Annotated in this window: 23 protein-coding genes; 7 read left to right on the forward strand and 16 right to left on the reverse strand. The window is 73.3% G+C overall.

Annotated elements, in window-relative coordinates:
* The first annotated feature begins 122 nt into the window (after positions 1-122).
* Entirely contained in the window at positions 123-701 is a 579-nt protein-coding gene (locus tag KSP35_RS09700) for a hypothetical protein (protein WP_217001305.1), read from the forward strand.
* Between the two features lie 180 nt (positions 702-881).
* Here KSP35_RS09700 and KSP35_RS09705 read toward each other — a convergent pair whose 3' ends face one another.
* From KSP35_RS09705 to KSP35_RS09770, 14 genes are all read right to left on the reverse strand, one after another.
* Positions 882-2,033: an amidase gene (locus tag KSP35_RS09705; RefSeq protein WP_217001307.1), complete on the reverse strand. Its 1,152-nt coding sequence runs from the start codon at positions 2,031-2,033 to the stop codon at positions 882-884.
* A gap of 70 nt (positions 2,034-2,103) precedes the next feature.
* Positions 2,104-2,892, reverse strand: a complete 789-nt coding sequence (locus KSP35_RS09710) for an enoyl-CoA hydratase (protein ID WP_217001309.1) — start codon at positions 2,890-2,892, stop codon at positions 2,104-2,106.
* Positions 2,893-2,916: 24 nt separating this feature from the next.
* On the reverse strand, positions 2,917-3,366 hold the full coding sequence (locus KSP35_RS09715) for a nuclear transport factor 2 family protein (RefSeq protein ID WP_217001311.1): 450 nt from the start codon (positions 3,364-3,366) through the stop codon (positions 2,917-2,919).
* A 17-nt stretch (positions 3,367-3,383) separates the two neighbouring features.
* A complete protein-coding gene (locus KSP35_RS09720; protein ID WP_217001313.1) occupies positions 3,384-4,169 on the reverse strand; it encodes an SDR family NAD(P)-dependent oxidoreductase in 786 nt (261 codons plus the stop codon).
* Positions 4,166-4,525: an EthD domain-containing protein gene (locus KSP35_RS09725; protein WP_217001315.1), complete on the reverse strand. Its 360-nt coding sequence runs from the start codon at positions 4,523-4,525 to the stop codon at positions 4,166-4,168. The genes KSP35_RS09720 and KSP35_RS09725 overlap by 4 nt, the downstream gene beginning before the upstream one ends.
* 19 nt (positions 4,526-4,544) lie before the next feature.
* Entirely contained in the window at positions 4,545-5,114 is a 570-nt protein-coding gene (locus KSP35_RS24270) for a DUF2510 domain-containing protein (protein ID WP_254127075.1), read from the reverse strand.
* A 40-nt stretch (positions 5,115-5,154) separates the two neighbouring features.
* Entirely contained in the window at positions 5,155-5,937 is a 783-nt protein-coding gene (locus tag KSP35_RS09735) for an SDR family oxidoreductase (RefSeq protein ID WP_217001317.1), read from the reverse strand.
* 63 nt (positions 5,938-6,000) lie between these two features.
* Positions 6,001-6,900 (reverse strand): TIGR03619 family F420-dependent LLM class oxidoreductase, encoded by a 900-nt coding sequence (locus KSP35_RS09740; RefSeq protein ID WP_217001319.1) that lies wholly within the window; start codon positions 6,898-6,900, stop codon positions 6,001-6,003.
* A gap of 299 nt (positions 6,901-7,199) precedes the next feature.
* The gene (locus tag KSP35_RS09745; protein WP_217001321.1) at positions 7,200-8,072 is read right to left on the reverse strand and encodes a neutral zinc metallopeptidase; all 873 of its coding nucleotides are present in this window, start codon (positions 8,070-8,072) and stop codon (positions 7,200-7,202) included.
* A 56-nt stretch (positions 8,073-8,128) separates the two neighbouring features.
* Positions 8,129-8,812: a TetR family transcriptional regulator gene (locus tag KSP35_RS09750; protein ID WP_217001322.1), complete on the reverse strand. Its 684-nt coding sequence runs from the start codon at positions 8,810-8,812 to the stop codon at positions 8,129-8,131.
* Positions 8,813-8,840: 28 nt separating this feature from the next.
* Positions 8,841-9,392, reverse strand: a complete 552-nt coding sequence (locus KSP35_RS09755) for a DoxX family protein (protein ID WP_254127076.1) — start codon at positions 9,390-9,392, stop codon at positions 8,841-8,843.
* The gene (locus KSP35_RS09760) at positions 9,389-10,930 is read right to left on the reverse strand and encodes a FadD3 family acyl-CoA ligase (protein ID WP_254127077.1); all 1,542 of its coding nucleotides are present in this window, start codon (positions 10,928-10,930) and stop codon (positions 9,389-9,391) included. The genes KSP35_RS09755 and KSP35_RS09760 overlap by 4 nt, the downstream gene beginning before the upstream one ends.
* A gap of 96 nt (positions 10,931-11,026) precedes the next feature.
* Positions 11,027-11,677 carry a cysteine hydrolase gene (locus tag KSP35_RS09765; RefSeq protein WP_217001324.1) on the reverse strand — a complete coding sequence of 217 codons (651 nt, stop codon included), beginning with the start codon at positions 11,675-11,677 and terminating at the stop codon, positions 11,027-11,029.
* A gap of 45 nt (positions 11,678-11,722) precedes the next feature.
* Positions 11,723-12,586: a hypothetical protein gene (locus KSP35_RS09770; RefSeq protein WP_217001326.1), complete on the reverse strand. Its 864-nt coding sequence runs from the start codon at positions 12,584-12,586 to the stop codon at positions 11,723-11,725.
* A gap of 82 nt (positions 12,587-12,668) precedes the next feature.
* Here KSP35_RS09770 and KSP35_RS09775 point away from each other — a divergent pair, with 82 nt between their 5' ends.
* On the forward strand, positions 12,669-13,241 hold the full coding sequence (locus tag KSP35_RS09775; protein ID WP_217001328.1) for a hypothetical protein: 573 nt from the start codon (positions 12,669-12,671) through the stop codon (positions 13,239-13,241).
* Here the strand turns inward: KSP35_RS09775 and KSP35_RS09780 are convergent.
* Positions 13,225-14,646, reverse strand: a complete 1,422-nt coding sequence (locus tag KSP35_RS09780; protein ID WP_217001330.1) for a serine protease — start codon at positions 14,644-14,646, stop codon at positions 13,225-13,227. The two genes, KSP35_RS09775 and KSP35_RS09780, sit on opposite strands and share 17 nt — an antisense overlap.
* A gap of 136 nt (positions 14,647-14,782) precedes the next feature.
* Here KSP35_RS09780 and KSP35_RS09785 point away from each other — a divergent pair, with 136 nt between their 5' ends.
* On the forward strand, positions 14,783-16,036 hold the full coding sequence (locus KSP35_RS09785) for an amidohydrolase family protein (RefSeq protein ID WP_217001332.1): 1,254 nt from the start codon (positions 14,783-14,785) through the stop codon (positions 16,034-16,036).
* Positions 16,037-16,060: 24 nt separating this feature from the next.
* Positions 16,061-16,876, forward strand: coding sequence for an enoyl-CoA hydratase/isomerase family protein (locus KSP35_RS09790; RefSeq protein WP_254127078.1), 816 nt, complete (start codon positions 16,061-16,063; stop codon positions 16,874-16,876).
* Positions 16,877-16,903: 27 nt separating this feature from the next.
* Here KSP35_RS09790 and KSP35_RS09795 read toward each other — a convergent pair whose 3' ends face one another.
* Positions 16,904-18,196 (reverse strand): winged helix-turn-helix domain-containing protein, encoded by a 1,293-nt coding sequence (locus KSP35_RS09795; protein WP_217001334.1) that lies wholly within the window; start codon positions 18,194-18,196, stop codon positions 16,904-16,906.
* A 96-nt stretch (positions 18,197-18,292) separates the two neighbouring features.
* Here KSP35_RS09795 and KSP35_RS09800 point away from each other — a divergent pair, with 96 nt between their 5' ends.
* Genes KSP35_RS09800 through KSP35_RS09810 form a run of 3 tightly spaced genes read left to right on the forward strand, consistent with a single transcriptional unit; the run spans position 18,293 to position 21,171 of the window.
* Positions 18,293-18,799: a hypothetical protein gene (locus tag KSP35_RS09800; RefSeq protein ID WP_217001336.1), complete on the forward strand. Its 507-nt coding sequence runs from the start codon at positions 18,293-18,295 to the stop codon at positions 18,797-18,799.
* An 11-nt stretch (positions 18,800-18,810) separates the two neighbouring features.
* Entirely contained in the window at positions 18,811-20,274 is a 1,464-nt protein-coding gene (locus KSP35_RS09805) for a class I adenylate-forming enzyme family protein (RefSeq protein WP_217001338.1), read from the forward strand.
* Positions 20,275-20,331: 57 nt separating this feature from the next.
* Positions 20,332-21,171 carry an enoyl-CoA hydratase/isomerase family protein gene (locus KSP35_RS09810; RefSeq protein ID WP_217001340.1) on the forward strand — a complete coding sequence of 280 codons (840 nt, stop codon included), beginning with the start codon at positions 20,332-20,334 and terminating at the stop codon, positions 21,169-21,171.
* Positions 21,172-21,177 lie beyond the last annotated feature (6 nt).

Genomic DNA, 21,177 nt, shown 5'->3' on the forward strand with positions numbered 1-21,177 from the left:
GCCGACGACGACCAAAACGAGAACACGTTCTCGTTTCAGTGTGCCACGCGATCGCGGGCGACGCGCCATCACCGAGCGCCGCGCCCGGCGCCGGCCGCAGGGGCCGTGGATACGCTCGGCGGATGGGTTGGAACCTGTCGCTCGTGCACGCCCAGGGGCCGTCGGCCACCGTCGAGGGCTTCGCCCTGGCCAACGGCTACCGCCCCCAGACCGATGCCGCACCGGCCAGCGTCGAGGAGGTCGTGCTCGGCCCGGACGACGGCGACTGGGCCCGCCCCACCCTCGCGGTCACCGAGACCGGCGCCGGCCTGCTCCTGGTGGCCCGCCTCATCGTGAGCAACGGCTGGGCCACCGGCCTGTCGGAGCGCAAGGGGCAGGCCACGTGGGCCACCTGGCAGGGCTCGAGCAGCACGTACGCCTTCGCCCACTACGAGGACGGCCAGGCTGTCCGCGAGCTCTCCCGCTCCGAGCACGAGGTCGTCCACGAGTCCGGTGCACCACTCCCTGCCGAGGCCTACCTGCGCTGGAACGACCCCGAGCGACCGGCCGACGACGAGCAGGACCTGTTCGAGCTGGTGCGCGCCGTGACCGGGTTGCCCGAACCGGCCACCTGGCTGGAGGCCACCGCCCGCCGCTACGCGCCCGCCGCCATCACCGAGCTTGAGCTGACCAAGAAGAAGCGCCGGTTCCTGGGGCGCTGAGGCTCAGCCGGCCGCAGCCACCGCGGCCTCGATGGCCGCCGCGATGGCGAGCAGCCGCGGCTCGTGGTGGTCCGGGCCCACCAGCTGGATCGACGCCGGCACCAGCCCGCCCGACGGCACCGGCAAGGCGAGGGCCGGGCGCCCCGACAGGCTGACGGCCGGTGCTGCGGCGTTCGGGGCTCAGCCGGCGGCGGCCACCGCGGCCTCGATGGCCGCTGCGGTGGCGAGCAGCCGCGGCTCGTGGTGGTCCGGGGCCACCAGCTGGATCGACGCCGGCAGCAGCCCGCCCGACGGCACCGGCAGGGCGAGGGCCGGGTGCCCCGAGAGGCTGATGGCCGGTGCGGCGGCGTTCGGGGCCACGGCGTGGGAACCGATCCGCGCCGGGTAGGTGGCCATGGCCGGCAGAGCGAGCACGCCGACGGTGCCCAGCACCTCGGCCAGCTCGGTCCGCCAGGCCTCGCGGCGGCCCCGGGCCTCGCCGAGCTCGGCCGGGCCGATGGCCTGGGCGAAGGTGAACCGCTCGAGCACGTCCTCGCCGAGCGAGTCGCGGTGGTGCTCCCACAGGTCCTCGTTCACGAGCAGGGCCTCCCCGAACAGCACGGTCAGCGCCGCGGCGTGGGCGGTGGCCCAGCCCGGCAGCTCGACCTCGTCCACCAGGAACCCGGCGTCGAGCAGGGCCGAGTCGATGGCCGCGTCGATGGTGGGGTCGGTGTCGGGGAGGCGGAACCGGCCGATGGTGGGCGACGCCGTGAGGTCGCCGTCGGTGAGCCGCGGGTCGAGGAGGGTGGCGCCGACGGCCAGGTCGGCCACCGAGCGGGCCAGCACGCCCACCGTGTCGAGCGAGGGCGCCAGCGGGCGCACGCCGGCCACCGGCACGAGCGACCACGTGGTCTTGAGACCGACCACGCCGCAGCAGGCCGCCGGGGTGCGGATGGATCCGGTGGTGTCGGTGCCGATGCCGACGTCGACCTCGCCGCTGGCCACCGCCACGGCCGAGCCGCTCGACGACCCGCCCGGGACCCGGCGGGGGTCGAGGGGGTTCACGGGCGTGCCGTAGTGCGGGTTCACCCCCGACGAGCCGAAGCACAGCTCGTGCAGGTTCGCCTTGCCGACGATGCGGGCGCCGGCGTCGCGTGCCCCGGAGAGGCAGGCGGCATCGACGGCAGCGGGCTCGGCGACGGCGGCGACCGCCGGCGAGCCGGCGGTGGTGGGGACGCCGGCGACGTCGATGCAGTCCTTCACCGCGAGGCGCACCCCGTCGGGCCGGGCCTGCGGGTCCTGCTCCGGGTCCAGCCGGGTGATCCACGTGGGGTCGGGGTGCGGGTCGGCCATGGCGGTGACCGTATCGGCCGGTTCGGCGCGGCCGGAGCGGCTCCGGGCCCGCCGGACTCGTGGCGACGGGTCAGCGGCCCTGCCAGGTGGGGTCGCGCTTCTCGAGGAAGGCGGCGATGCCCTCGGTGGCATCAGCGGTGTCGAGGTTCCGCGCCATGACCGCCGAGGTGTAGGCGTAGGCGTCGACCACCGGGAGGTCCCGCTGGCGCCACGAGGCCTCCTTGCCGATGGCGACGGTCAGGGGCGACTTGGCGGCGATCCGCCCGGCCAGCGCGGCCACCGCCGAGGCGAGCTCGGCGTCGGGCACCACGCGGTTGACCAGCCCGATCCGCGCCGCCTCCTCGGCCCCGACCAGGTCGCCGGTGAGCAGCAGCTCCATGGCGTGCTTCGGGGCGACCGCACGGGTGAGCGCCACCATCGGGGTGGAGCAGAACAGGCCGATGTCGACGCCGGGCGTGGCGAAGCGGGCCGAGGCGCCGGCCACCGCGAGGTCGCAGCTGGCCACCAGCTGGCACCCGGCCGCGGTGGCGACGCCGGCCACCGCGGCGATCACCGGCTGGCGCAGCCGCGCCACCTGGACCATCAGGTCCGAGCACTGGGCGAAGAGCCGCTCCCGGAGCTCGGCGTCGGGGTGGGCCTGGATCTCCCGGAGGTCGTGGCCGGCCGAGAACGCCGGACCGTTGCCGGCCAGCACCACCACGTGGACCGACGGGTCGGCCTCCACCGCAGCGAGCTGCTCGGCCAGCGCGGCGAGCATCGCCCGGCTGAGGGCGTTGCGGCTCCGAGGTCGGTCCATGGTGAGGGTGGCGACGTGCGCGGCGTCCGTGCGCAGCACCAGCGGTCCGTCGGCATCGGCCATGGGGCGACCGTACCGCTCGCCTCCTCAGCCCGTCGGGCCGGCCCAGTGCTGGCTCAGGTCGCCGACCAGGTCGAGGGCGAAGTGGCGGCGGGCGAAGTGCCAGGCGCCGGCATCGTCCCGGGCGAAGCGGTCGACGTAGCGGCCGGTCACCAGCGGTTGAAGGGGGAAGCCCTCGGCGGCCTGCAGCACGAGGTACGACGAGCGCACCACCACCGTCCCGTCGGCGGCGGGCTCCTCGAAGATCGTGTCGACCACGAGGTGCTTGGTGCGCGGGCTGCCGTCGTGGAGCTTGGCCCCCTTGGCGTAGAAGGCACCGATGGCCTCCGCCCCACGGACGAAGGCCGGGGCGTCGAGGTCGCCGGCGGCCAGCTCGCCGCGGGCGAAGAGCTCCCCGACGCCGGCGAAGTCGCCGGCGTCGATGCGCTCGCAGTAGAGCCCGAGCAGGTTCCGGATGCGGTCGGTGTCGCTGAGCACGACGGGCTCCGACACGGTCAGAAGCCCGACTCGGAGATGGCCCGCAGGAGGGCGTCGGACTGGAGGCTGGGCAGCACCGACCCGCCGTCGACGACGATCGTCTGGCCGGTCACGTAGGACGCGGCGTCGCTGGCCAGGAAGGCGATGACCTCGGCCACCTCGTCGGACGTGCCGATGCGGCCGGCGGGCGTGCCGGCCTCGGCGGCGGTGCGCCACGCGTCGTTGGCCACGACCATGGCGGTGAGCGGCGACTCGATCATCCCGGGCGCCACCGCGTTCACCCGCACCGCAGGCGCCAGCTCGAGCGCCGCGCTCTGGGTCAGGGCCAGCACGCCGGCCTTGGCCGCCGAGTAGGGGCCTTCGCCGCGGGTGGGGCGGATGCCGGTGAGCGAGGCGTTGTTCACGATGGAGCCCCGGCCGGCCGCCAGCATGATCGGCCCGGCGGCCCGGATGCCGTGGAACGTGCCGGTGAGGTTCACGGCGATGAGCAGGGCGAACTGCTTGTCGGAGTAGTCGAGCAGCGGCTTGGCGGTGCCGATGCCCGCGTTGTTGACCAGGTCGGTCAGCCCGCCCATGGCCTCGGCGGCCTCGTGGACCGCGGTGGTCACGGCATCGCCGTCGCGGACGTCGCACACCACGGCGCGCCCGCCCACCTCGGCGGCCACCTGGCCGGCGCTCTCGCCGTCGCGATCGAGCACCGTGACCGCAGCGCCCTCTCGAGCGAAGAGGGCGCAGGTGGCCGCGCCGATGCCGGAGCCGCCGCCGGTCACCAGCACCTGGCGACCGGCGAAGCGGCCGCTCACGGTTCGATGTCGGCGTCGGTGCCGCTGGCCGGCTCGATGATGTGGACGGCGTCGCCGGTGAAGACCACCTTGATGCTCGACGAGTCGAGGAAGTTGGCCTCGTCGGCCCGCATGGCGTCGCCGGCCTCGCCACCGAGCATGGCGATGAAGTCGTCCCAGTGGGCGAACTCCTGCACGGCCACGCCGTCCCAGCCGGAGCGGTCCTCGGGCGCCGATGGGTGCTGCGAGTAGCTGACCGTCCGGTCGCCGAGGCCCGGGGTGTCGCGGATCAGCGGGCCGTGGCTGTTGTGCCAGTAGTCGAGGAAGTCCTCGCGGGACATGCCCTCCTTGCGCTTCACGAAAGCGAACAGCTTCATGTGGTGCTCCTCATGGGGTTCAGCCGCCGAGTGGGTCGGTGCTCTGGACGCCGCCGTCGACCACGTGGTCGGTCCAGGCGGTGCCGTCGTAGTAGCGCTGCTCATGGCGGCCGGCGGGGTCCGGGTGCCAGCCGCCGGGGGCGGCGGCCGCCGTGGGCGGCACCGAGCCCCAGCCGGCGCCGGGCGCCTGCGCCATCGTCTGCGGGATGGAGGCGGGCGCGCCGCCCCATGCGCCACCCGCCGGCGGACCGGCCGGGGCGCCGAGCGGAGCCGGGCCGCTGACGATGATCGAGCCCTTCATGAACACGATCCACGGCGACTTCCACCAGACCTGGACCGAGCCGCCGGGCGGCACGTCGACGATGGCTCCGTTCTTCCCCATCTGCGGGAGGAAGAGGTACGGCAGCCACACCTCGACCTGGTGCCGGCCGGGCGGCACCGGGATCGGGGTGCTCCCCCAGCCCACCGGGAACGGCGCGCTGCCGTCGATGGACGCCTGGGGCTTGAAGAGGGCGAGGAGGAAGGCGAGGAAGAAGAACGACGTCTTCACCTCGATCACGGAACCGGCGTGCTGCTGTGGGGTGCTCATGGCTGCATCCTTCCCGCTCGTGGCGCCCGCTGGAAGGGGGTCAGCCGTTGAACCAGTGGCCGGCGTTCACGCCGATCATCTGGCCGGTGACCGGCTTGGCCAGGTCCGACGCGAAGTACACGGCGGTCCCGGCGATCTCCTCGGAGTGCGGCAGGTAGCCGAGGCACGTCTCGGAGGCGACCTCGTCGTAGACCTCCTGGAACGGGATGCCCCGCTTCTCGGCCAGGTGGTTGAAGTACCACTCGACGGAGTCGCCGTAGATGTAGCCGGGGTGGATGGCGTTCACCCGGATGCCCTTCTCCCCCAGCTCGAGCGCCAGGGTCTTCGTGACGCCGGCCAATGCGCTCTTGGAGGCCACGTAGGCGCCCCACCGCTGCTGGATGCGCTGCACCGACATCGAGTTGATCATGATGATCCGCCCGTCGCCCCGCGCCTCCATGTGCGGCACCACGGCGCGGGTCATCGACAGCGAGCCCCAGAGGTTGACGTCCATGGTCCGGCGCCAGCGGTCGAGGTCGGCGTCCATGAACTTGCTGTTGTCGCCGCCGTCGTAGGCGTTGTTGACGAGGATGTCGATCCCGCCCAGCTCCTCGGCGGCGGTGTCCACCGCCGCCTGGGCGCTGGCCTCGTCGGCGATGTCGCACACCACCGGCAGGGCGCGCACGCCCAGGGCCTCGACCTCGGCTGCGACCTCCTCGAGCCGGCTCAGCGTGCGGCCGCCGAGGGCGACCGACGCGCCTTCGCGGGCGAACGCGAGGGAGATGTCCCGACCCATGCCGGGTCCGATGCCGGACACCACGGCGACCTTGCCTTCGAGCAACACGTGCGACCTCCTGGAAGCGGCGGCGCGCCCGGACGGGCGGGCCGGGGTGACCGGTCGAACCGGTCAGACGGTGAGCTGGGGGATGACCTCGGCGCCGAAGCGGCCGATCTGGTCGACCAGCTCGTCGACCGAGCGGGACTTGAGGCGGATCTGGACCTGGCCCACCCCGAGCCCGGCGAACTTGCGCAGGACGTGGGCGAGCTTGTCGGGGCTGCCGGTCAGCGCCGGCTCGCCCAGGTCCCAGTCGGCCTCGCCCACGTAGGTGGCCCCGATGAGCGCGCCAAGGTCGAACGGGTCGTGGCGCCCGGCGGCCTCGCGCAGCTCGTGGATCTTCGCCACGATCTCGGGGGTGACCGGGCCCTGGGGCAGCCAGCCGTCGCCGCGCTGGGCGGCGCGGCGGATGGCGGCCGGGGACGACCCACCGACCCAGATCGGCGGCCCGTCCTCCTGGATCGGGCGGGGGTGCTGCCCGAGGTCGGCGGCGGGCCAGCGGGGTCCGGGGAGGGTGGGCCAGTCCTCGGCGAAGGCCGCCCGCAGGGCGTCGATCGACTCGTCGAGCAGCTTGCCGCGCTCGGCGAACGGCACGCCGAGCACCTCGAACTCGCCCTCGACGTGGCCGGCGCCGACGCCCAGGATGACCCGTCCGCCGGACACGACGTCGAGGGTGGCGAACGCCTTGGCCACCTGGAGCGGGTGCCGATAGGCCGGCACGTACACGTGGCTCAGCAGGTGGACCTGCTCGGTGATCCCGGCCAGCCAGCCGAGCGTGGCCACCGTGTCCCACCACTCGGTGCCCATCGCTTCGGCCTTGTCGGCCGGGATGGCCACGTGGTCGCACACCGCCACGTAGAAGAACCCGGCGGCGTCGGCCGCCCGGGCCACAGCAGCGAGCTCCGGCGCGCCGGCATGGGCCTCCCACGGCTCGCGGTAGATCGACGACTGCGACTGGATCGGCAACTGCATCCCGATCGCCAGCCGCCCCTGCGGAAGCACGGTCCCCATAGGCCCCCACCCTGCCACACAAAACAAGAACACGTTCTATTTCCACTCCCCCCACCGAGCTCGAGCGACAAGCGGAGGCGGGCGTGACCTTCCCGAGCGAAGCGAGCCCGGGGGGTCTGGGGGGCGGAGCTTTGCGGAGCCCCCCAGCACCAGGATCAGGCGACGAAGTCGGCAGATCCTGCGAAGGCGCCGGCCGCCAGGCCGTCAACCCGAGAACTCGAGGAACGGAGTGAGCGCCAGCGAACGAGTGACGAGAGGCGTCAGCCAAACGTGTCGCACTGCGAGGCGTCGGCGCTGTCGAAGCCGGTCTTGAACCACTGCTGGCGCTCGGCGGACGAGCCGTGGGTGAACGACTCGCGGCTGGCCCCGCGGCCCTGGATGGCGTCGTCGCCCACCGCGGCGGCGGCGTCGATGGCCTCGTCGAAGTCGCCGGCGTCGAGCCGTCCGTCGTCGGACGCCGACTTGGCCCAGACCCCGGCGAAGCAGTCGGCCTGGAGCTCGAGCTTCACCGACAGGGCGTTGGCGTCGGCCTCCGACGCGCCGTCGCTCTCCTTGCGGACCTGCTCGTTGATGCCCAGCAGGTTCTGCACGTGGTGGCCGTACTCATGGGCGATGACGTAGGCCATGGCGAAGTCGCCGTCGAAGCCGAGCTGCTTCTCGAGCTGCTCGTAGAAGGCGAAGTCGAGGTAGATCTTCTCGTCGCCGGGGCAGTAGAAGGGGCCGGCCTCGGGCTGGCCCACGCCGCAGCCACCGGTCTGGGTGGGGCCGTCGAAGACCACGATGGTGGGGGCCTCGAACTTCTCGTCGGAGGCCGCCAGCACCGGCTTCCAGTAGCCGTCGAGCAGGGTCTGCATCTGGCCGGCGAACTTCTCCTGGCCCTGCAGGCTGTTGCCTTGGGTCTCGGGGACCGAGGCCGTGGCGCTGGTGCCGCCCTGGGCCAGCTGGCCGAGGATCTGCCCCACGGCGTCGCCGGTGCCACCGCCCCCGCCGCCACCGGCCTGGGACACGATGGCGATGATGACGGCGATGATGACGCCCGGCACGCCGACCTTGGCGGCCTTGCCGCCTGGGAGCCGGCCGGCGCCGCCCCGCCGGTCTTCGATGCCGCTGGCCTTGACGTCGTCGAGCTTCACGGCGGAGACGTTAGGCCGCGGGCAGCGGCGCTGGACGAACGTCCAGCCACCACGACCTACGTCGGGGGCTTCTGACCCGTGACCGACCAGAAGATGATGCGGGCCATGGTGACCTTGAGCTCGTCGGTCCGCACGCCCCAGAACTCGAAGCCCAGCCGGTGGGCCGAGACGTGGGCGAGCATGGCCACCAGCACGCCGGCCACCGCGTTGGGGTCGAGGCCCGGTTGGCCCCTGCCCTGCTTCTGCTGGTCCTTGGCAGCGGCGGCGAGCGCGTTGTTCAGGTCGTTGAGGAGCCGGGTGCGCACGTTGGCGAAGCGGTGGTCGCCCTCCTCGGTGGCCAGGTCGACCACGCGGAGCACGGGCCGGTGCTCCTCCCAGAACGTGAGCATGGACTCGGCCAGGGCTTCGGCGCCAGCGTAGCCCTGCTTGCCCTTCCAGGAGGTGGTGCCGGCGAGGGCCGAGAACCGCTCGACGCCGACCGTGACCATCTCGTCGGCCAGCACCAGGATCGCCGACTCGACGTCCGGGAAGTACTGGTAGAAGGTGGCCGGCGAGGTGCCCGCCTCCCGGGCGATGTCGACGACCTTGAGGTCGCGGTAGGACCGGGTCCGCAGCATCTCCGACGCGCAGTCGAGCAGCTTCTGGCGGGTGGCCCGACCTCGGCGGCCGGGGACCCGGCCGTCGGCGGCGCGGGGGGCTTCGGTGTCGGTGCCCGCGTCGGCGGCGTCGTCAGATCTCACGACCCGTCAGGTTAGGCGCCGGGGCTGGTCAGCCTTCGCTCTTCGCCGGCGGGCGGTAGCAGGCGAGGAGGAGGCCGACGCCGGCCACGACGCCCAGCCCGGCGGCGATGGCCAGGGCGACCTTGGGGCGGAAGGCGAAGTCGAGGCCGAGGGCGTCGTCCAGCGAGAACCGGCCGGGGCCCATGGTGGCCACTGCCACGCCGATGGTGGCGAGCACCAGGTTGTACTCCCAGCCGCTCTTCACGATGAAGAAGCCGTTCGGCCGGTGCACCGTCCAGGCGGCGACGATCATCAGGCTGACGAAGGCCGCTCCGGCGAACGGGGTCAGCAGGCCCGCCGCCAGCAGCAGCCCGCTGCCCAGCTCGGTGGTGGCCGCCAGGATGGCGTGGACCTTGCCGTTGGGCTTCATGCCCATGGAGTCGAACCACCCGGCGGTGCCGGGGATGCGTCCGCCACCGAAGAACTTGTTGTAGCCGTGGGCGGCCATCGACAGGCCGACCACCACGCGCAGCAGGAGGACCGCGGCGTTGAAGCCGTCCTGGGAGTCGAGGGCCGTGGTGGCGGCGAGGACGTGGTTCACGGGGTGCTCTCCTGGATGCGGTTGCGGAGCTCGAACTTCATGACCTTGCCGCCGGCGTTGAACGGCAGGGCGTCGATGACGTGCACCGTACGTGGTGCCTTGAAGTTGGCCATGTGCTCGCGGGCCCAGGCCACGATCTCGGCCGGGTCCGGGGTGGTGCCGGTGGTGGCCACCACGAAGGCGGCGCCGACCTCGCCCATCCGCTCGTCGGGCACCCCGATCACCGCGACCTGGGCGATGTGGGGGTGGTCGAGCAGGAGGTTCTCGATCTCGGCGGGGTAGGCGTTGAACCCGCCGCAGATGAAGAGGTCCTTCTTGCGATCGGTGATCCGGAGGTTGCCCCGGTCGTCCATCACCCCGACGTCGCCGGTGTGCAGCCACCCGTCGGCGTCGATGGCCTCGGCGGTGGCCGCCGGGTCCTCGAAGTAGCCGGCCATGACGTTGTAGCCCCGGACCACGACCTCGCCCGCCTCGCCCGCCGCGAGCGCGGCGCCGTCGTCGTCGACGACCTGCACCTCGATGCCGGGCATGGAGCGCCCGGCGGTGGTGGCGATGGTGGTGGCGTCGTCGGAGCGGCGGCACATCGTGGCGAACCCGCACGCCTCGGTCAGCCCGTAGGCCGTGATGACCGTGTCGAAGCCGAGGTCGTCGCGCATCTGCTCCACCAGGCTCACCGGGACCGACGCCGCGCCCGTGACGGCCAGGCGCAGGCTCGAGGAGTCGAGCTGGTCGCGGTCGGGGTGGTTGAGGATCGTCTGGTAGAGCGTCGGCGCCCCGGGGAGCATCGAGCCCCGCTCGGCGGCGATGAGCCGCATCACCTCGGGCACGTCGAAGACGGGCACGGGGAGCAGTGTCCCGCCGGTGACCAGCCAGGCGATGATGCCGGCCTTGTAGCCGAACGAGTGGAAGAACGGGTTGACGGCGACGTAGCGGTCGGTGTCGTCGAGGCCCACGACGTTGGCCCAGGTGGCCACGGTCCGCAGCAGCTGGCCGTGGCCGCAGATGACGCCCTTGGGCTTGCCCGTGGTGCCGGAGGTGAAGAGCAGGTCGGCCGTGCTCTCGGGGCGCACGGAGCTCCGACGCTCGACCACGGCCTCGTGGGCGATGCCCTCGCCCGAGGCCAGGAACGCCTCCCAGCTCTCGGCGGGCGCGGCCACGGGGCCTTCGGCGCGCAGCACGACGATGCGCTCCAGGTGGGGCAGGTCGTGGCCGTCGAGCATGCCGACGTAGCGGTTGCCGAGGAAGCCGTCGACGGTCACCAGCACGCGGGCCCGGCTGCGGGCCAGGATGTCGGCCGCCTCCGCCCCCTTGTAGCGGGTGTTGAGCGGCACCAGGACGGCGCCGGCGCACTGCAGGCCGAAGAGGGCCACCACCCACTCGGCGCAGTTGGGCGCCCAGATCGCCACCCGGTCACCCGGCTCGACGCCGGCCGCGAGGTAGGCCGCGGTGGCCCGGTCGACCTCGCGGCCGAGCGCCGTCCAGGTCCAGCGCGCCGCCGTCGACGATCGCCTCGCGGTCGCCGCCACGGGCCACGGCATCGACCACGGCGTTGGGCACGGTGCCCCAGCGGAGGTCGGCACGCGGGTCGTCGCCCTCGGGGTCGTGCTCGGGCGGAGCGGCGGCGGTGGGATCGGTCACGAGCGCGCCTCCTGGGGCGGGGTGCCGGCGTCGGCCCAGGCGGCGACGAGGTCGTCGACGGTGGTGACCGTGGCCAGCAGGGAGAGGGTGCCGTCGATGACGGCGTCGGCGTAGGCCGCCGGGATGCCGCAGACGGCGTCGCGGGGCACCACCACCTGGTAGCCGAGGTTGACCGCGTCCATCACCAGGTTGGTGACGGCCACGTTGACCGAGACGCCGGTGACCACGATCGTGCGCACCCCGAGGTTGCGCAGGATCGGGTCGAGGTCGGTGCCCGCCATCGGGTTGAGGCCGTGCAGGCGGCCGAGCACCAGGTCCGACGGCTCGGGCCCCAGCTCCGGCACCACCTCGGCCTCGGGCGAGCCCGGCAGCAGCGCCACCGGCGACTTGCGCACGGCGAGGAACAGGCGGGCGTTGGTGTTCGACCCGGCCCCGTCGGCCCGTCGGGCGGCGGTGGCGTGGACCACCGTGGCGCCGGCCGTGCGGGCCGCGCCGCAGAGCACGGCGAGGCGGGCGACCATCGGCGCCGCGGCGGCCGCCAGCTCCGGGAGCGCCGAGGCGGCGCCGACCACCCCGTTCTGGACCTCGGACGTGACGACCGCGGTGTGCGACGGGTGGACGAGCTCGGCGAGCGGTGGAGCGGGCATACGGCGGGCGAGCGTATCTGACGGCCCGTCAGATGTGCCGAGCCGTCAGATCTGGCTGGCGTCCAGGGCCTGCCAGAGGGCGGCACGGACCACCCGGTTGTCGCGCAGGATGCTGAGGTGGACCGGCACCTGCAGCGGATCGGCGGTGAACAGCGAGACGCGGGCCTCGTGGACGTCGAGCAGGCGGGCCCGGTCGTCGTCGGAGAGCAGGTGCAGCGGGAGCCGCACCGCGGCCTCGCCGGCCGTCTCCACGAACCCCACCAGCTCCAGGAGGTGCTCCCGGGCCTCGGCGGCCGAGGCGGAGCCCGGGTCGGGGTCGGCGGCCAGGTGGGCGAGCAGGTCGAGGGCGAGGTCGAACTGCGGCCGGCACCAGTAGTGGTGGGCCAGGGCCGCCGGCCCGTCGGGCCCGGGGAGGATGGCGGCGGCCAGGGCATCGGCCCGCCCGAGGCGGTAGGCCAGGCGGATGATGCGCTCGGCGGCGCCGTCGAGCACCACGAGGTGGCGGTGGCTGCGCCGCCCCGACCGGCAGAGCTCCACCAGCTCGGTGGCGGAGCCCGGGTCCCCGAGACGGACGGCCACGTCGATCCGATCGAGCAGGAGGTCGAGGTGGGCCTGGAGGTGGGGCTGGGCGCGCACGCCACCGAGCACCTCCTCGGCGTACTCGACCAGCACGGGGTCGTTCACGAGCGGGTGCTCGGCGATGGACCGAGCGCCCTCGAGCGCGTAGTCGAGCAGCAGCACGACCTCGTCGGGCTCGGCCGGCACGGTGGCGAGGAACTCGGCCACCACCCGGCCGATCGCGTCGATGCCCTCGGCCCCGGTGCGCACGTCGGCGTGCACCGTGTCGACCACCTGGTCGATGGCGGCCGCGGCCTGGTCGAGCACGTCGGGCCGTCGCTCAGGGTCCACTGCGCCTCCTGCTCTGGTGGGTCGCCAGTCCACCAGATCCCCTCCCCCACCGGCCAGCGGGTTCGTCGCCTACGGTGCGGGCGTGCGTGGGGGTGGGGGATCCGGGCTGCGGGCGGGCTGCATGGGCTTCTCGCTCATCGGCGTGCTGGTGGTCGTCGCGCTGACCTTCTGGCTGGGCTCGAAGGCCCTCGACAGCACCGGCGGTGCCCCGGAACGGTCCTCGACCAGCGAAGCGCAGGCCGCCACGACCACCTCGCCCACCCCGACCACCGCCGGCTTCACCGTGGCCATCGACGTCGAGCCCCGCACGGGCCTGCGCGGCGACGACCGGGTGGTGGTCACCAGCGACGCGTTCTCGCCGGGCGAGGACGTGGTGGTGGCCACGTGCACCAAGGGCACCGCAGGGGTGACCGCGGCCCCCGTGTGCGACGGGCCCAGTGCGGTCGAGGCCACCGCCGACGCGCAGGGGCACCTCGCCGTCGACTACGTGGTCCCGCGGGTCGTCGGCGCCGACGAGGTGCCGTTCGACTGCGCCCAGCAGGCCGGCCTGTGCCGGGTGACGGTCCGCAGCTCGCGCACCCCGACCGAGGCGGGCTTCGTGGCGCTCGAGTACGCCAGCGACCTGGGCAGCCCCGAGATCACCCTGCCGAACTGACCTCGAGGTGGTAGCCGGTCGAGACCCCCTCGACCTGGTAGACGTCGAGCCGGTAGGTGCCGTCGACATCGGCCTCGAAGTCCCCCTCGGCGTCGGCGTCGAACAGCCCGCCCCCACCGCCGTCGACCTCCTCGGACGTGTCGTAGGTCTCGCCGGGGGCGACCACCGTGTAGGCCACGTCGCCCGTGGCCGACGACGCCCGGATGTGCACCACGTCGCCGGCGGCCAGGTCGAGCTCGTACTCGTCGGCCACGTCGAAGTAGCCGAGGTCGCCGGAGATCACCTTGCTGCTCGGCTCGATGGCCCTCGGCTCGGGATCGCCGTTCACCACGGCGAAGGCGACGCTGCTCGTCACCTCCAAGGTGGCCGGCTCGTCCTTCGCGGTGCCCACGAAGAGCACGCTCGGGTAGCCCGCCTCCAGCGTGAACGTCAGCTTCCCGTCGGCGCCCGGGGCGGTGGCGTCGGGCAGGTCCTCGCCCTCCGGGCCGCCTCCGGTGATGGAGCCGAGGTCGAGGGCCGCCTGGTTCAGGGCCAAGGGGTACAGCCCGGCATCGTCGAGCTCGACGACGGGAGCCGGACCGTCGACCCCGATGGCCACCGTGACGTCGTCGTCGGTGGCCGGGAAGTAGAGCAGCCGGTAGTCGGACGTGCCCTCGACGTGGAAGGAGGCGTCCTTGCGGTCGCCCGCGTGCGGAGCCGGCTCCCAGCCCTTCGAGCCCTTGCCGTCGAGGATGGCCCGCACCGCGGCCGCCGCGTCGGCGCCGGACGCGGTGAGCGCGTAGCCGTCGTCGTCGGCCAGCCCGGAGATGCCGACCACCCGGCCGGCCTCGTCGGCCAGCGCCCCGCCGCTCTGGCCCGGGGCGATCTTGGCATCGGACTGCAGGAACTCGTAGCCCCACTCCTTCGCCGGTCGCCGTCGGGACAGGAGGCCGCTGGTGATGGTGATCTCCGGCTCCTCCTGGTCGCCCGGGTAGCCCACCAGGTAGAGGGTGCTCCCCTGCTCGATGCCCTTCGGGTCCTCGATCGTGGTGGTCGGGTGGGAGCCCTCGATGGGGCCCAGCACCGCGGCGTCGGCGTCGAGGTCCACGCCCACCACCGGCACGTCCTCGATGGGCTCGTCGCCGTCGAAGGCCACGTCGGCCACGTCGAAGGGGTCGACCACGTGGGAGTTGGTCACGAGGTAGCCGCCGTCGACGAACACCCCGGAGCCGGTGCCGGTGGGCGTCTCCACGAACGCCACCGAGCCCCGGAGCTTCGCCAGCACCGCCTTGGCCCCGCTCGGGCCGGCGGGGACCGTGGTGGTCGCCTTGGGGCCGTCGCTGCCGCCACCGCTCCCGGCGACGCCGCAAGAGGCCGCCGCCAGGGCAAGGCAGACGAGGAGGCACGGACGACGACGGAGGTGCATCGGAAGATGGTGGCATTCTCACCCCGTTCGGAGCGATCCGAGGCGCGGAGGCGGACCTCCGATCGGGCGTGGTGGTGCCTGACGAGCCGTCAGGGTAGTATCTGACGGTCCGTCAGAAACTTGGGAGGGTCCTTCCGTGGCCGAGCTGCCGAAGATCATCAGCGTCGACGATCACGTCGTCGAGCCTGCGCACGTGTGGCAGGAGTACCTCCCGCAGAAGTTCAAGGCCGACGGGCCCCGCGTGGAGCGCCGGGGCATCGGCGACATGAAGCACATCGGCGGCGGCACCTACCAGCAGTCGTTCGACCCCGACGGCCAGCCCGCCGACTGCTGGGTCTTCGGCGACCTCGTCTACATCCACAAGCGCCACGTGGCCGCCGTCGGCTACTCCCGCGACGAGATGACCATGACGCCGATGACCTACGACGAGATGCGCCCCGGCTGCTACGAGCCCAAGGCCCGCATCGCCGACCAAGAGGTGAACCACGTCGAGGCGTCGCTGTGCTTCCCCAGCTTCCCCCGGTTCTGCGGCCAGACCTTCACCGAGCACCCGGACCGCGACATGGGCCTGGCCTGCGTCGAGGCCTACAACAACTGGATGGTCGAGGAGTGGTGCGGCGACTCGAACGGCGCCCTCATCCCGCTGATCATCGTCCCGCTGTGGGACGCCGAGCTGGCCGCCAAGGAGGTGCGTCGCAACGCCGAGCGCGGCGTGCACGCCGTCACCTTCAGCGAGATCCCGCCCCACCTGGGCCTCCCCTCCATCCACTCCGGCTTCTGGGACCCGTTCCTCCGGGCCTGCGAGGAGACCGAGACCACCATCAACATGCACATCGGGTCCTCGTCGCGCATGCCGGCCACCTCGCCGGACGCCCCCGTCGCCGTTGCTGCCTCGCTGTCGTTCAACAACTCGATGGCCTCGCTGAGCGACTGGCTGTTCAGCGGCAAGCTGGTGCAGTTCCCGAAGCTGACCCTCGCCTACTCCGAGGGCCAGATCGGCTGGCTGCCCTACATCCTCGAGCGGGTGGACGACGTGTGGCGCGAGCACCGGGCCTGGGGCGAGGTCAAGGACCTCATCCCCGAGACGCCGAGCTCGTACTACTACCGCAACGTCTACGGCTGCTTCTTCCGGGATCGCCACGGGCTGGTGGCGATCGACGAGGTGGGCGAGGACAACATCACCTTCGAGACCGACTACCCCCACACCGACTCCACCTGGCCGGAGACCAAGCAGGTCGCCGAGAAGCTGGTGGAGGGCCTCAGCGACGAGCAGATCTACAAGGCCATGCGCGGCAACGCCATCCGCATGCTCCACCTGGACCTCGACCGCGACGTGGAGACCACCATCGGGGTGAAGCGCCAGGCGGCGCTCGACCTCCTCGGCGACTGATCCCGCCCGGTACCGTCGCCCCCGATGGCTGACCTCGACCTCTCCTCCCTCACCACCCTCAAGGCCGAGCAGCGCGGCGCGGTCATGTGGATCTGGCTCGATCGGCCGGAGAAGTACCACGCGTTCGACCAGGTGCTCTGCGACGAGCTGTCCGGCCTGTGGCGCCACCTGCGCACCGACGACTCCGTGCGGGCCGTCGTCCTGTCGGCCACCGGGGACAAGGCGTTCTGCACCGGCATCGACCGGGACTTCGTGCCGGCCGAGGGCGGGGCCGAGTACACCTTCTCGCCCTACGCGTACGACGATCCCGGCCAGCAGCTCGGCCCCAAGGCCAACGAGCTCTGGAAGCCGGTGGTCTGCGCGGTCAACGGCATGGCCTGCGGCGGCGCCTTCTACCTGCTGGGCGAGGTCGACATCATCATCTCGGCCGACCATGCCACCTTCTTCGACCCGCACGTCACCTACGGCATGCCGGCGGTCTACGAGCCCCTCCTCATGCTCCACCGCGGCATGCCCTTCGGCGAGGTCCTGCGCATGACCCTGCTCGGCAACCACGAGCGGCTCTCCGCCGCCCGGGCCCTGGAGATCGGGCTGGTCTCGGAGGTCTGCACGTCCGCCGAGCTCGAGGAGCGGGCCGGCTGGATCGCCGAGGCCATCGCGTCGGCCCCCGCCGGGCCCATGCAGGCCACCCTGCGCACGCTGTGGGCGGGGCGCGAGCTCAGCCGCCAGCAGGCGCTGTCGCTCGGCGGCACCTTCCTCAACCTCGGCATGTCCGAGGAGGCCCTCGCCGAGGGCCAGAAGACCTTCGCCGGCGCCCGGGTGAAGCCCCGCATCCGCTGACGCGCCTCGTCACTCGTTCGCTGGCGCTCACGCCGTTCCTCGAGCAACTGCAGGTTCGGTCGACGGCCTCACGGCCGACCATCTCCGCTGCGCCCACCGGCTTCGCCGCCGGGCGCGGGTCACGGCCGTGGCCAGATCGGCGGCGAGGTCGCCGCGGGGCTGCACCGAGACGCCGTCTGCCAGGCCGAGGAAGCGGGCCAGCTCGGCCAGCTCGGCGGCCAGCTCACCGACGACGTGGCCGACGTCGATGGCGTCCTCACCGAACGCCGACTGCACCAGCAGGCGGCCGGCCTGGCGGTCGGCCTTCAGATCGACCCGGGCCACCAGCTCGCCGTCGAGCAGGAACGGGAGCACGTAGTAGCCGTGCACCCGCTTCGGCTTCGGCACGTAGATCTCGATGCGGTAGCGGAAGCCCCAGATGCGCTCGGTGCGGGCCCGCTCCCAGACCAGCGAGTCGAACGGCGACAGGAGCGCCCGGCCGCGCACCCACCGGGGCCGCCGCGCCTCCGGGTGCAGGAAGGCCGGCTGCGCCCATCCCTCGACCGAGACCGGGAGCAGCCGGCCCTCGGCCACCAGCTCGGCCAGGAGCGGGCGGCTCTCGGGGATGTTCAGGCGGAGGTAGTCGGCCAGGTCCTTGGCCGTGCCGACGCCGTGGCTGCGGGCGCCGACGAGCAGCAACTCCTTCTTGGCCTCCCTCGGCTCGGGCGTCGGCGCGTCGAGGACGGCGGCGGGGAGCGCCCGCTCGGGCAGGTCGTACCAGCGCTCGAAGTTCGGGCCCCGCCGAGCGGTGAGCTGGCCGCTCCAGAACAGGTACTCCAGGGCCATCTTCCCGGGGCTCCACGCCCACATCCCCTCGCCCCGCTCGCCCCCGCCGTCGAGCATGCCGACGGTGAGCTTTCGCTCCCGGACCTGGTCGAGCACCCGGTCGACCAGCGCCGCCTGCTCCCGGGCGATGCGCGCCACGCCGCCCCAGGTGCCCCGCCCGTTGCGGGCGTCGTCCATGCGCCACCGCAGGAAGGGCTGGAGCGCGACCGGGAGGTGCGACGCCTCGTGGCCCCAGTACTCGAACAGGTCCCCGGCCTGGGTGAGCTGCGGGATGAGGTCGCGACGGTGGTGGCCGAGCCGGGCGAAGAGCGGTAGCTCCTGGGAGCGGACGAGCACGTTGACCGAGTCGATCTGGATCAGGCCGACGTGGTCGAGCACCTTCCGGCCGTGGCGGCGGTCGACCGCCCCGGTGGGCCGCGGCCGGGCGAAGCCCTGGGCGCCGAGCGCGATGCGACGGGCCAGGTCGAGGGACAGCTCGTCGGGTCGGGCGGCCATGGCCGCCCATCATGGCGGCCGGTCCCCACGTCTGCACCGAGCGGGAACGGGCAGGTGGCGGGCGTCGCTCCCCGACCACACCCCAGGAGACCCGCAATGCCCCGCCGCACCGCCGCCACGTTCGCCGCCCTGGCCCTCACCGCCGCCATCGGCCTCGGCGCCTGCGGGTCGAGCGACAGCGACGGGCCGTCGTCCGACAGCCCGAAGGCCACCACGACCACGGTCGACTGCTCCACGGCCTCCTCGAGCGACGACGGCAACAGCGTCGACCCGAACAGCAACTCCGGCGCCGGCACCAACGCCGGCAACGGCGAGAGCGACGGTGGGGCCGGCGCCGACAACGACGCCTCCACCTCCGGCGGCGGCGCCGGGACCTCCGGCTCCGACGACGCCGGCGACTGCCAGCAGACCAACGGCGGCGCCGGCACGAGCGACAGCGGCAGCAGTGGCCGCAGCGACACCCAGGAGACCACCCCCGAGGACGGCGAGAGCGGCCCGGTCACCACGACCACCCCGGTCGACCCGTCGGCCAACCCCGGGGGCGCCGGCGACACCGGCGGCGCCGGTGCCGGGTCCGGGTCGGGCACCATGGGTGGCATGTAGCGTCTGACGATGTGTCAGGTCAGCCGCTGACGGCTCCCTACCTGCCGGCCACCGTGGCCGAGGCGGCCCGCCGCTTCGGCGACCGACCGGCCTTCGTCGACCCCGACGGGACGGTCCTCACCTACCACCAACTGCACGACCGCAGCGACGAGGTGGCGGCGGGGCTGGCCCGATCGGGGATCGGTACCGGCGCGGTGGTGGGGCTCACGCTGCCGTCGGCCTCGCCGTGGGTGGTGGCCTACGCCGCCACCGCCAAGGTCGGCGCCGCCATCGCCGGAGTGAACCCGGGGCTCACCGAGGTCGAGCGGCTCGCCTGCCTGGATCGCGTGGCACCGGCGCTCGTGCTGTCCGACGGCGACCAGGTCGCCACGCTCGCCGTTACCGGAGGGCGGCCCGACCCGCTCGAAGCCGACCCCGACCGGCCCACCGCCATCGTGTTCACCAGCGGCACCACCGGCACCCCGAAGGGGGCCTGGTTCACCGACCGGCAGCTCGATGCCGTCACCCGCTACGACGTCGGCGGCGCCTGGGGCGGGGACGCGACCGTCGCCCAGTACGGCTCCACCCAGTTCGCCCACGTCGGCTTCACCACCAAGCTCCCGTGGTACCTGCGCCTCGGTACCACCACCCACCTGCTGGCCCGTTGGCGGGCCGGCGACGTGCTCGACCTGGTCGAGCGCGAGCGCATCGCCACCATTGGCGGCGTCGCGCCGCAGGTGGCGCTGCTGCTGCGCGACCCCCGCTTCGACGAGCGGGACCTCGACTGCGTGAAGCTCCTGGTCATGGGCGGCGCGGCTTCGCCCCCGGCACTGGTCGAGGAGGCCCGTCGCCGCTTCGACGCCGGCTACTCCATCCGCTGGTCATCGACGGAGTCGGGCGGCATCGGCACCGGCACCGCCCCCGACGCCCCCGAGCACGAGGCGCTGCACACCGTGGGCCGCCCCCGCCCCGGGATCTCCGTCGCCGTCCGCGACGAGTTCGCCAACCCGGTGCCCGACGGCGAGGTCGGCCAGGTGTGGCTGCGCTCCGACGCCGCCATGGCCGGCTACTGGGGCGACCCCGAGGCCACCGCCCGCACCCTCGTCGACGGCTGGCTGCGCACCGGCGACCTCGGCCACCTCGACGCCACCGGCTGCCTCACCCTGGCCGGCCGCCAGGGCGAGATGTTCATCCGCGGCGGTTACAACGTCTTCCCCTCCGAGGTCGCCGCGGTGCTCGGCACCCACGCCGGCGTCGCCGACGTGACCGTCGTGCCCCGGGCCGACGACGTGCTGGGCGAGATCGGCGTAGCCGTGGTGGTCCCCGTCGACCCGACGGCGCCTCCGTCGCTCGAGGACCTCCGCGCCCACGGCGGCACCGCCCTCGCCCGCCACAAGCTGCCCGAGGCCCTGGTCGTGGTGGACGAGCTCCCCCTCACCCCCATGCAGAAGGTCGACCGCAAGGCCCTCGCCGCCCTCGTCGACCCGGAGATCTGACGGGGCGTCAGGTCACGTCTACGCTGCCGGACGCCGTCACCGACCCAGGAGCGCCCCGTGCCCACGCCGTCTTCCGAGCTGCCCCTCGACGAACAGGTCCGCCACACCGTCGACGAGCGGGGCGTGGCGTGGATCACGCTCGACCGGCCCGACGTCAAGAACGCCATCAGCCCCGACCAGCGCGACCGGGTGATCGCCCTGCTGGCCGAGGCCAGCGCCGACCTCGGCGTCCGGGCCGTGGTGCTCGGCGCCACCGGCGACGCCTTCTGCACCGGCGCCGACCTCCGGGCCCGCCGGGCACCGGCGCCCCGCCCCGACGACGCCCCCGCCCGCGGCGTGGGCGAGATCTCCAAGATGATCCGGGAGGGCGCCCAGGCGCTCGTCGCCGCCATCATGGACTGCGAGAAGCCGGTGATCGCCAAGGTCGGGGGCACCGCCGCGGGCATCGGGGCCCACATCGCCCTGGCCTGCGACCTGGTGATCGCCGCCGAGGGCAGCCGCTTCATCGAGGTGTTCGTGCGGCGCGGCCTGGTGCCCGACGGCGGCGGGGCCTACCTGCTGCCCCGCATCGTCGGGCTCCAGAAGGCCAAGGAGCTGCTGTTCTTCGGCGACGACATCCCGGCGGCCGAGGCCCTCGCCCTCGGCCTGGTCAACCGGGTGGTCCCCGCCGACGAGCTCGATGCCGCGGTCGACGAGTGGGCCGGCCGGCTGGCCGTCGCCCCCACCCGCGCCCTGGCCCTGACCAAGTCGCTCGTGAACCGCTCGCTCGACAGCGACCGGGCCACCGCCTTCGCGGAGGAGGCCACCGCCCAGGAGCTCAACATGGGCACGGTCGACGCCAACGAGGGCGTGGCGGCGTTCGTGGAGCGCCGCACCCCGGCCTACCGCGGCTGGTAGCTGGTG

Origin of the sequence: Aquihabitans sp. G128 (assembly GCF_019048865.1) — a bacterium.
Classification (GTDB): domain Bacteria; phylum Actinomycetota; class Acidimicrobiia; order Acidimicrobiales; family Iamiaceae; genus Aquihabitans.

Bases quoted from the DNA above. Each gene is read 5' to 3' on its own strand.
- KSP35_RS09700 (WP_217001305.1), top strand. From the start codon at position 123: ATGGGTTGGAACCTGTCGCTCGTGCACGCCCAGGGGCCGTCGGCCACC.
- KSP35_RS09705 (WP_217001307.1), bottom strand. From the start codon at position 2,033: ATGGCCGACCCGCACCCCGACCCCACGTGGATCACCCGGCTGGACCCG.
- KSP35_RS09710 (WP_217001309.1), bottom strand. From the start codon at position 2,892: ATGGCCGATGCCGACGGACCGCTGGTGCTGCGCACGGACGCCGCGCAC.
- KSP35_RS09725 (WP_217001315.1), bottom strand. From the start codon at position 4,525: ATGAAGCTGTTCGCTTTCGTGAAGCGCAAGGAGGGCATGTCCCGCGAG.
- KSP35_RS24270 (WP_254127075.1), bottom strand. From the start codon at position 5,114: ATGAGCACCCCACAGCAGCACGCCGGTTCCGTGATCGAGGTGAAGACG.
- KSP35_RS09740 (WP_217001319.1), bottom strand. From the start codon at position 6,900: ATGCAGTTGCCGATCCAGTCGCAGTCGTCGATCTACCGCGAGCCGTGG.
- KSP35_RS09760 (WP_254127077.1), bottom strand. From the start codon at position 10,930: ATGCCGTGGCCCGTGGCGGCGACCGCGAGGCGATCGTCGACGGCGGCG.
- KSP35_RS09765 (WP_217001324.1), bottom strand. From the start codon at position 11,677: ATGCCCGCTCCACCGCTCGCCGAGCTCGTCCACCCGTCGCACACCGCG.
- KSP35_RS09780 (WP_217001330.1), bottom strand. From the start codon at position 14,646: ATGCACCTCCGTCGTCGTCCGTGCCTCCTCGTCTGCCTTGCCCTGGCG.
- KSP35_RS09790 (WP_254127078.1), top strand. From the start codon at position 16,061: ATGGCTGACCTCGACCTCTCCTCCCTCACCACCCTCAAGGCCGAGCAG.
- KSP35_RS09795 (WP_217001334.1), bottom strand. From the start codon at position 18,196: ATGGCCGCCCGACCCGACGAGCTGTCCCTCGACCTGGCCCGTCGCATC.
- KSP35_RS09800 (WP_217001336.1), top strand. From the start codon at position 18,293: ATGCCCCGCCGCACCGCCGCCACGTTCGCCGCCCTGGCCCTCACCGCC.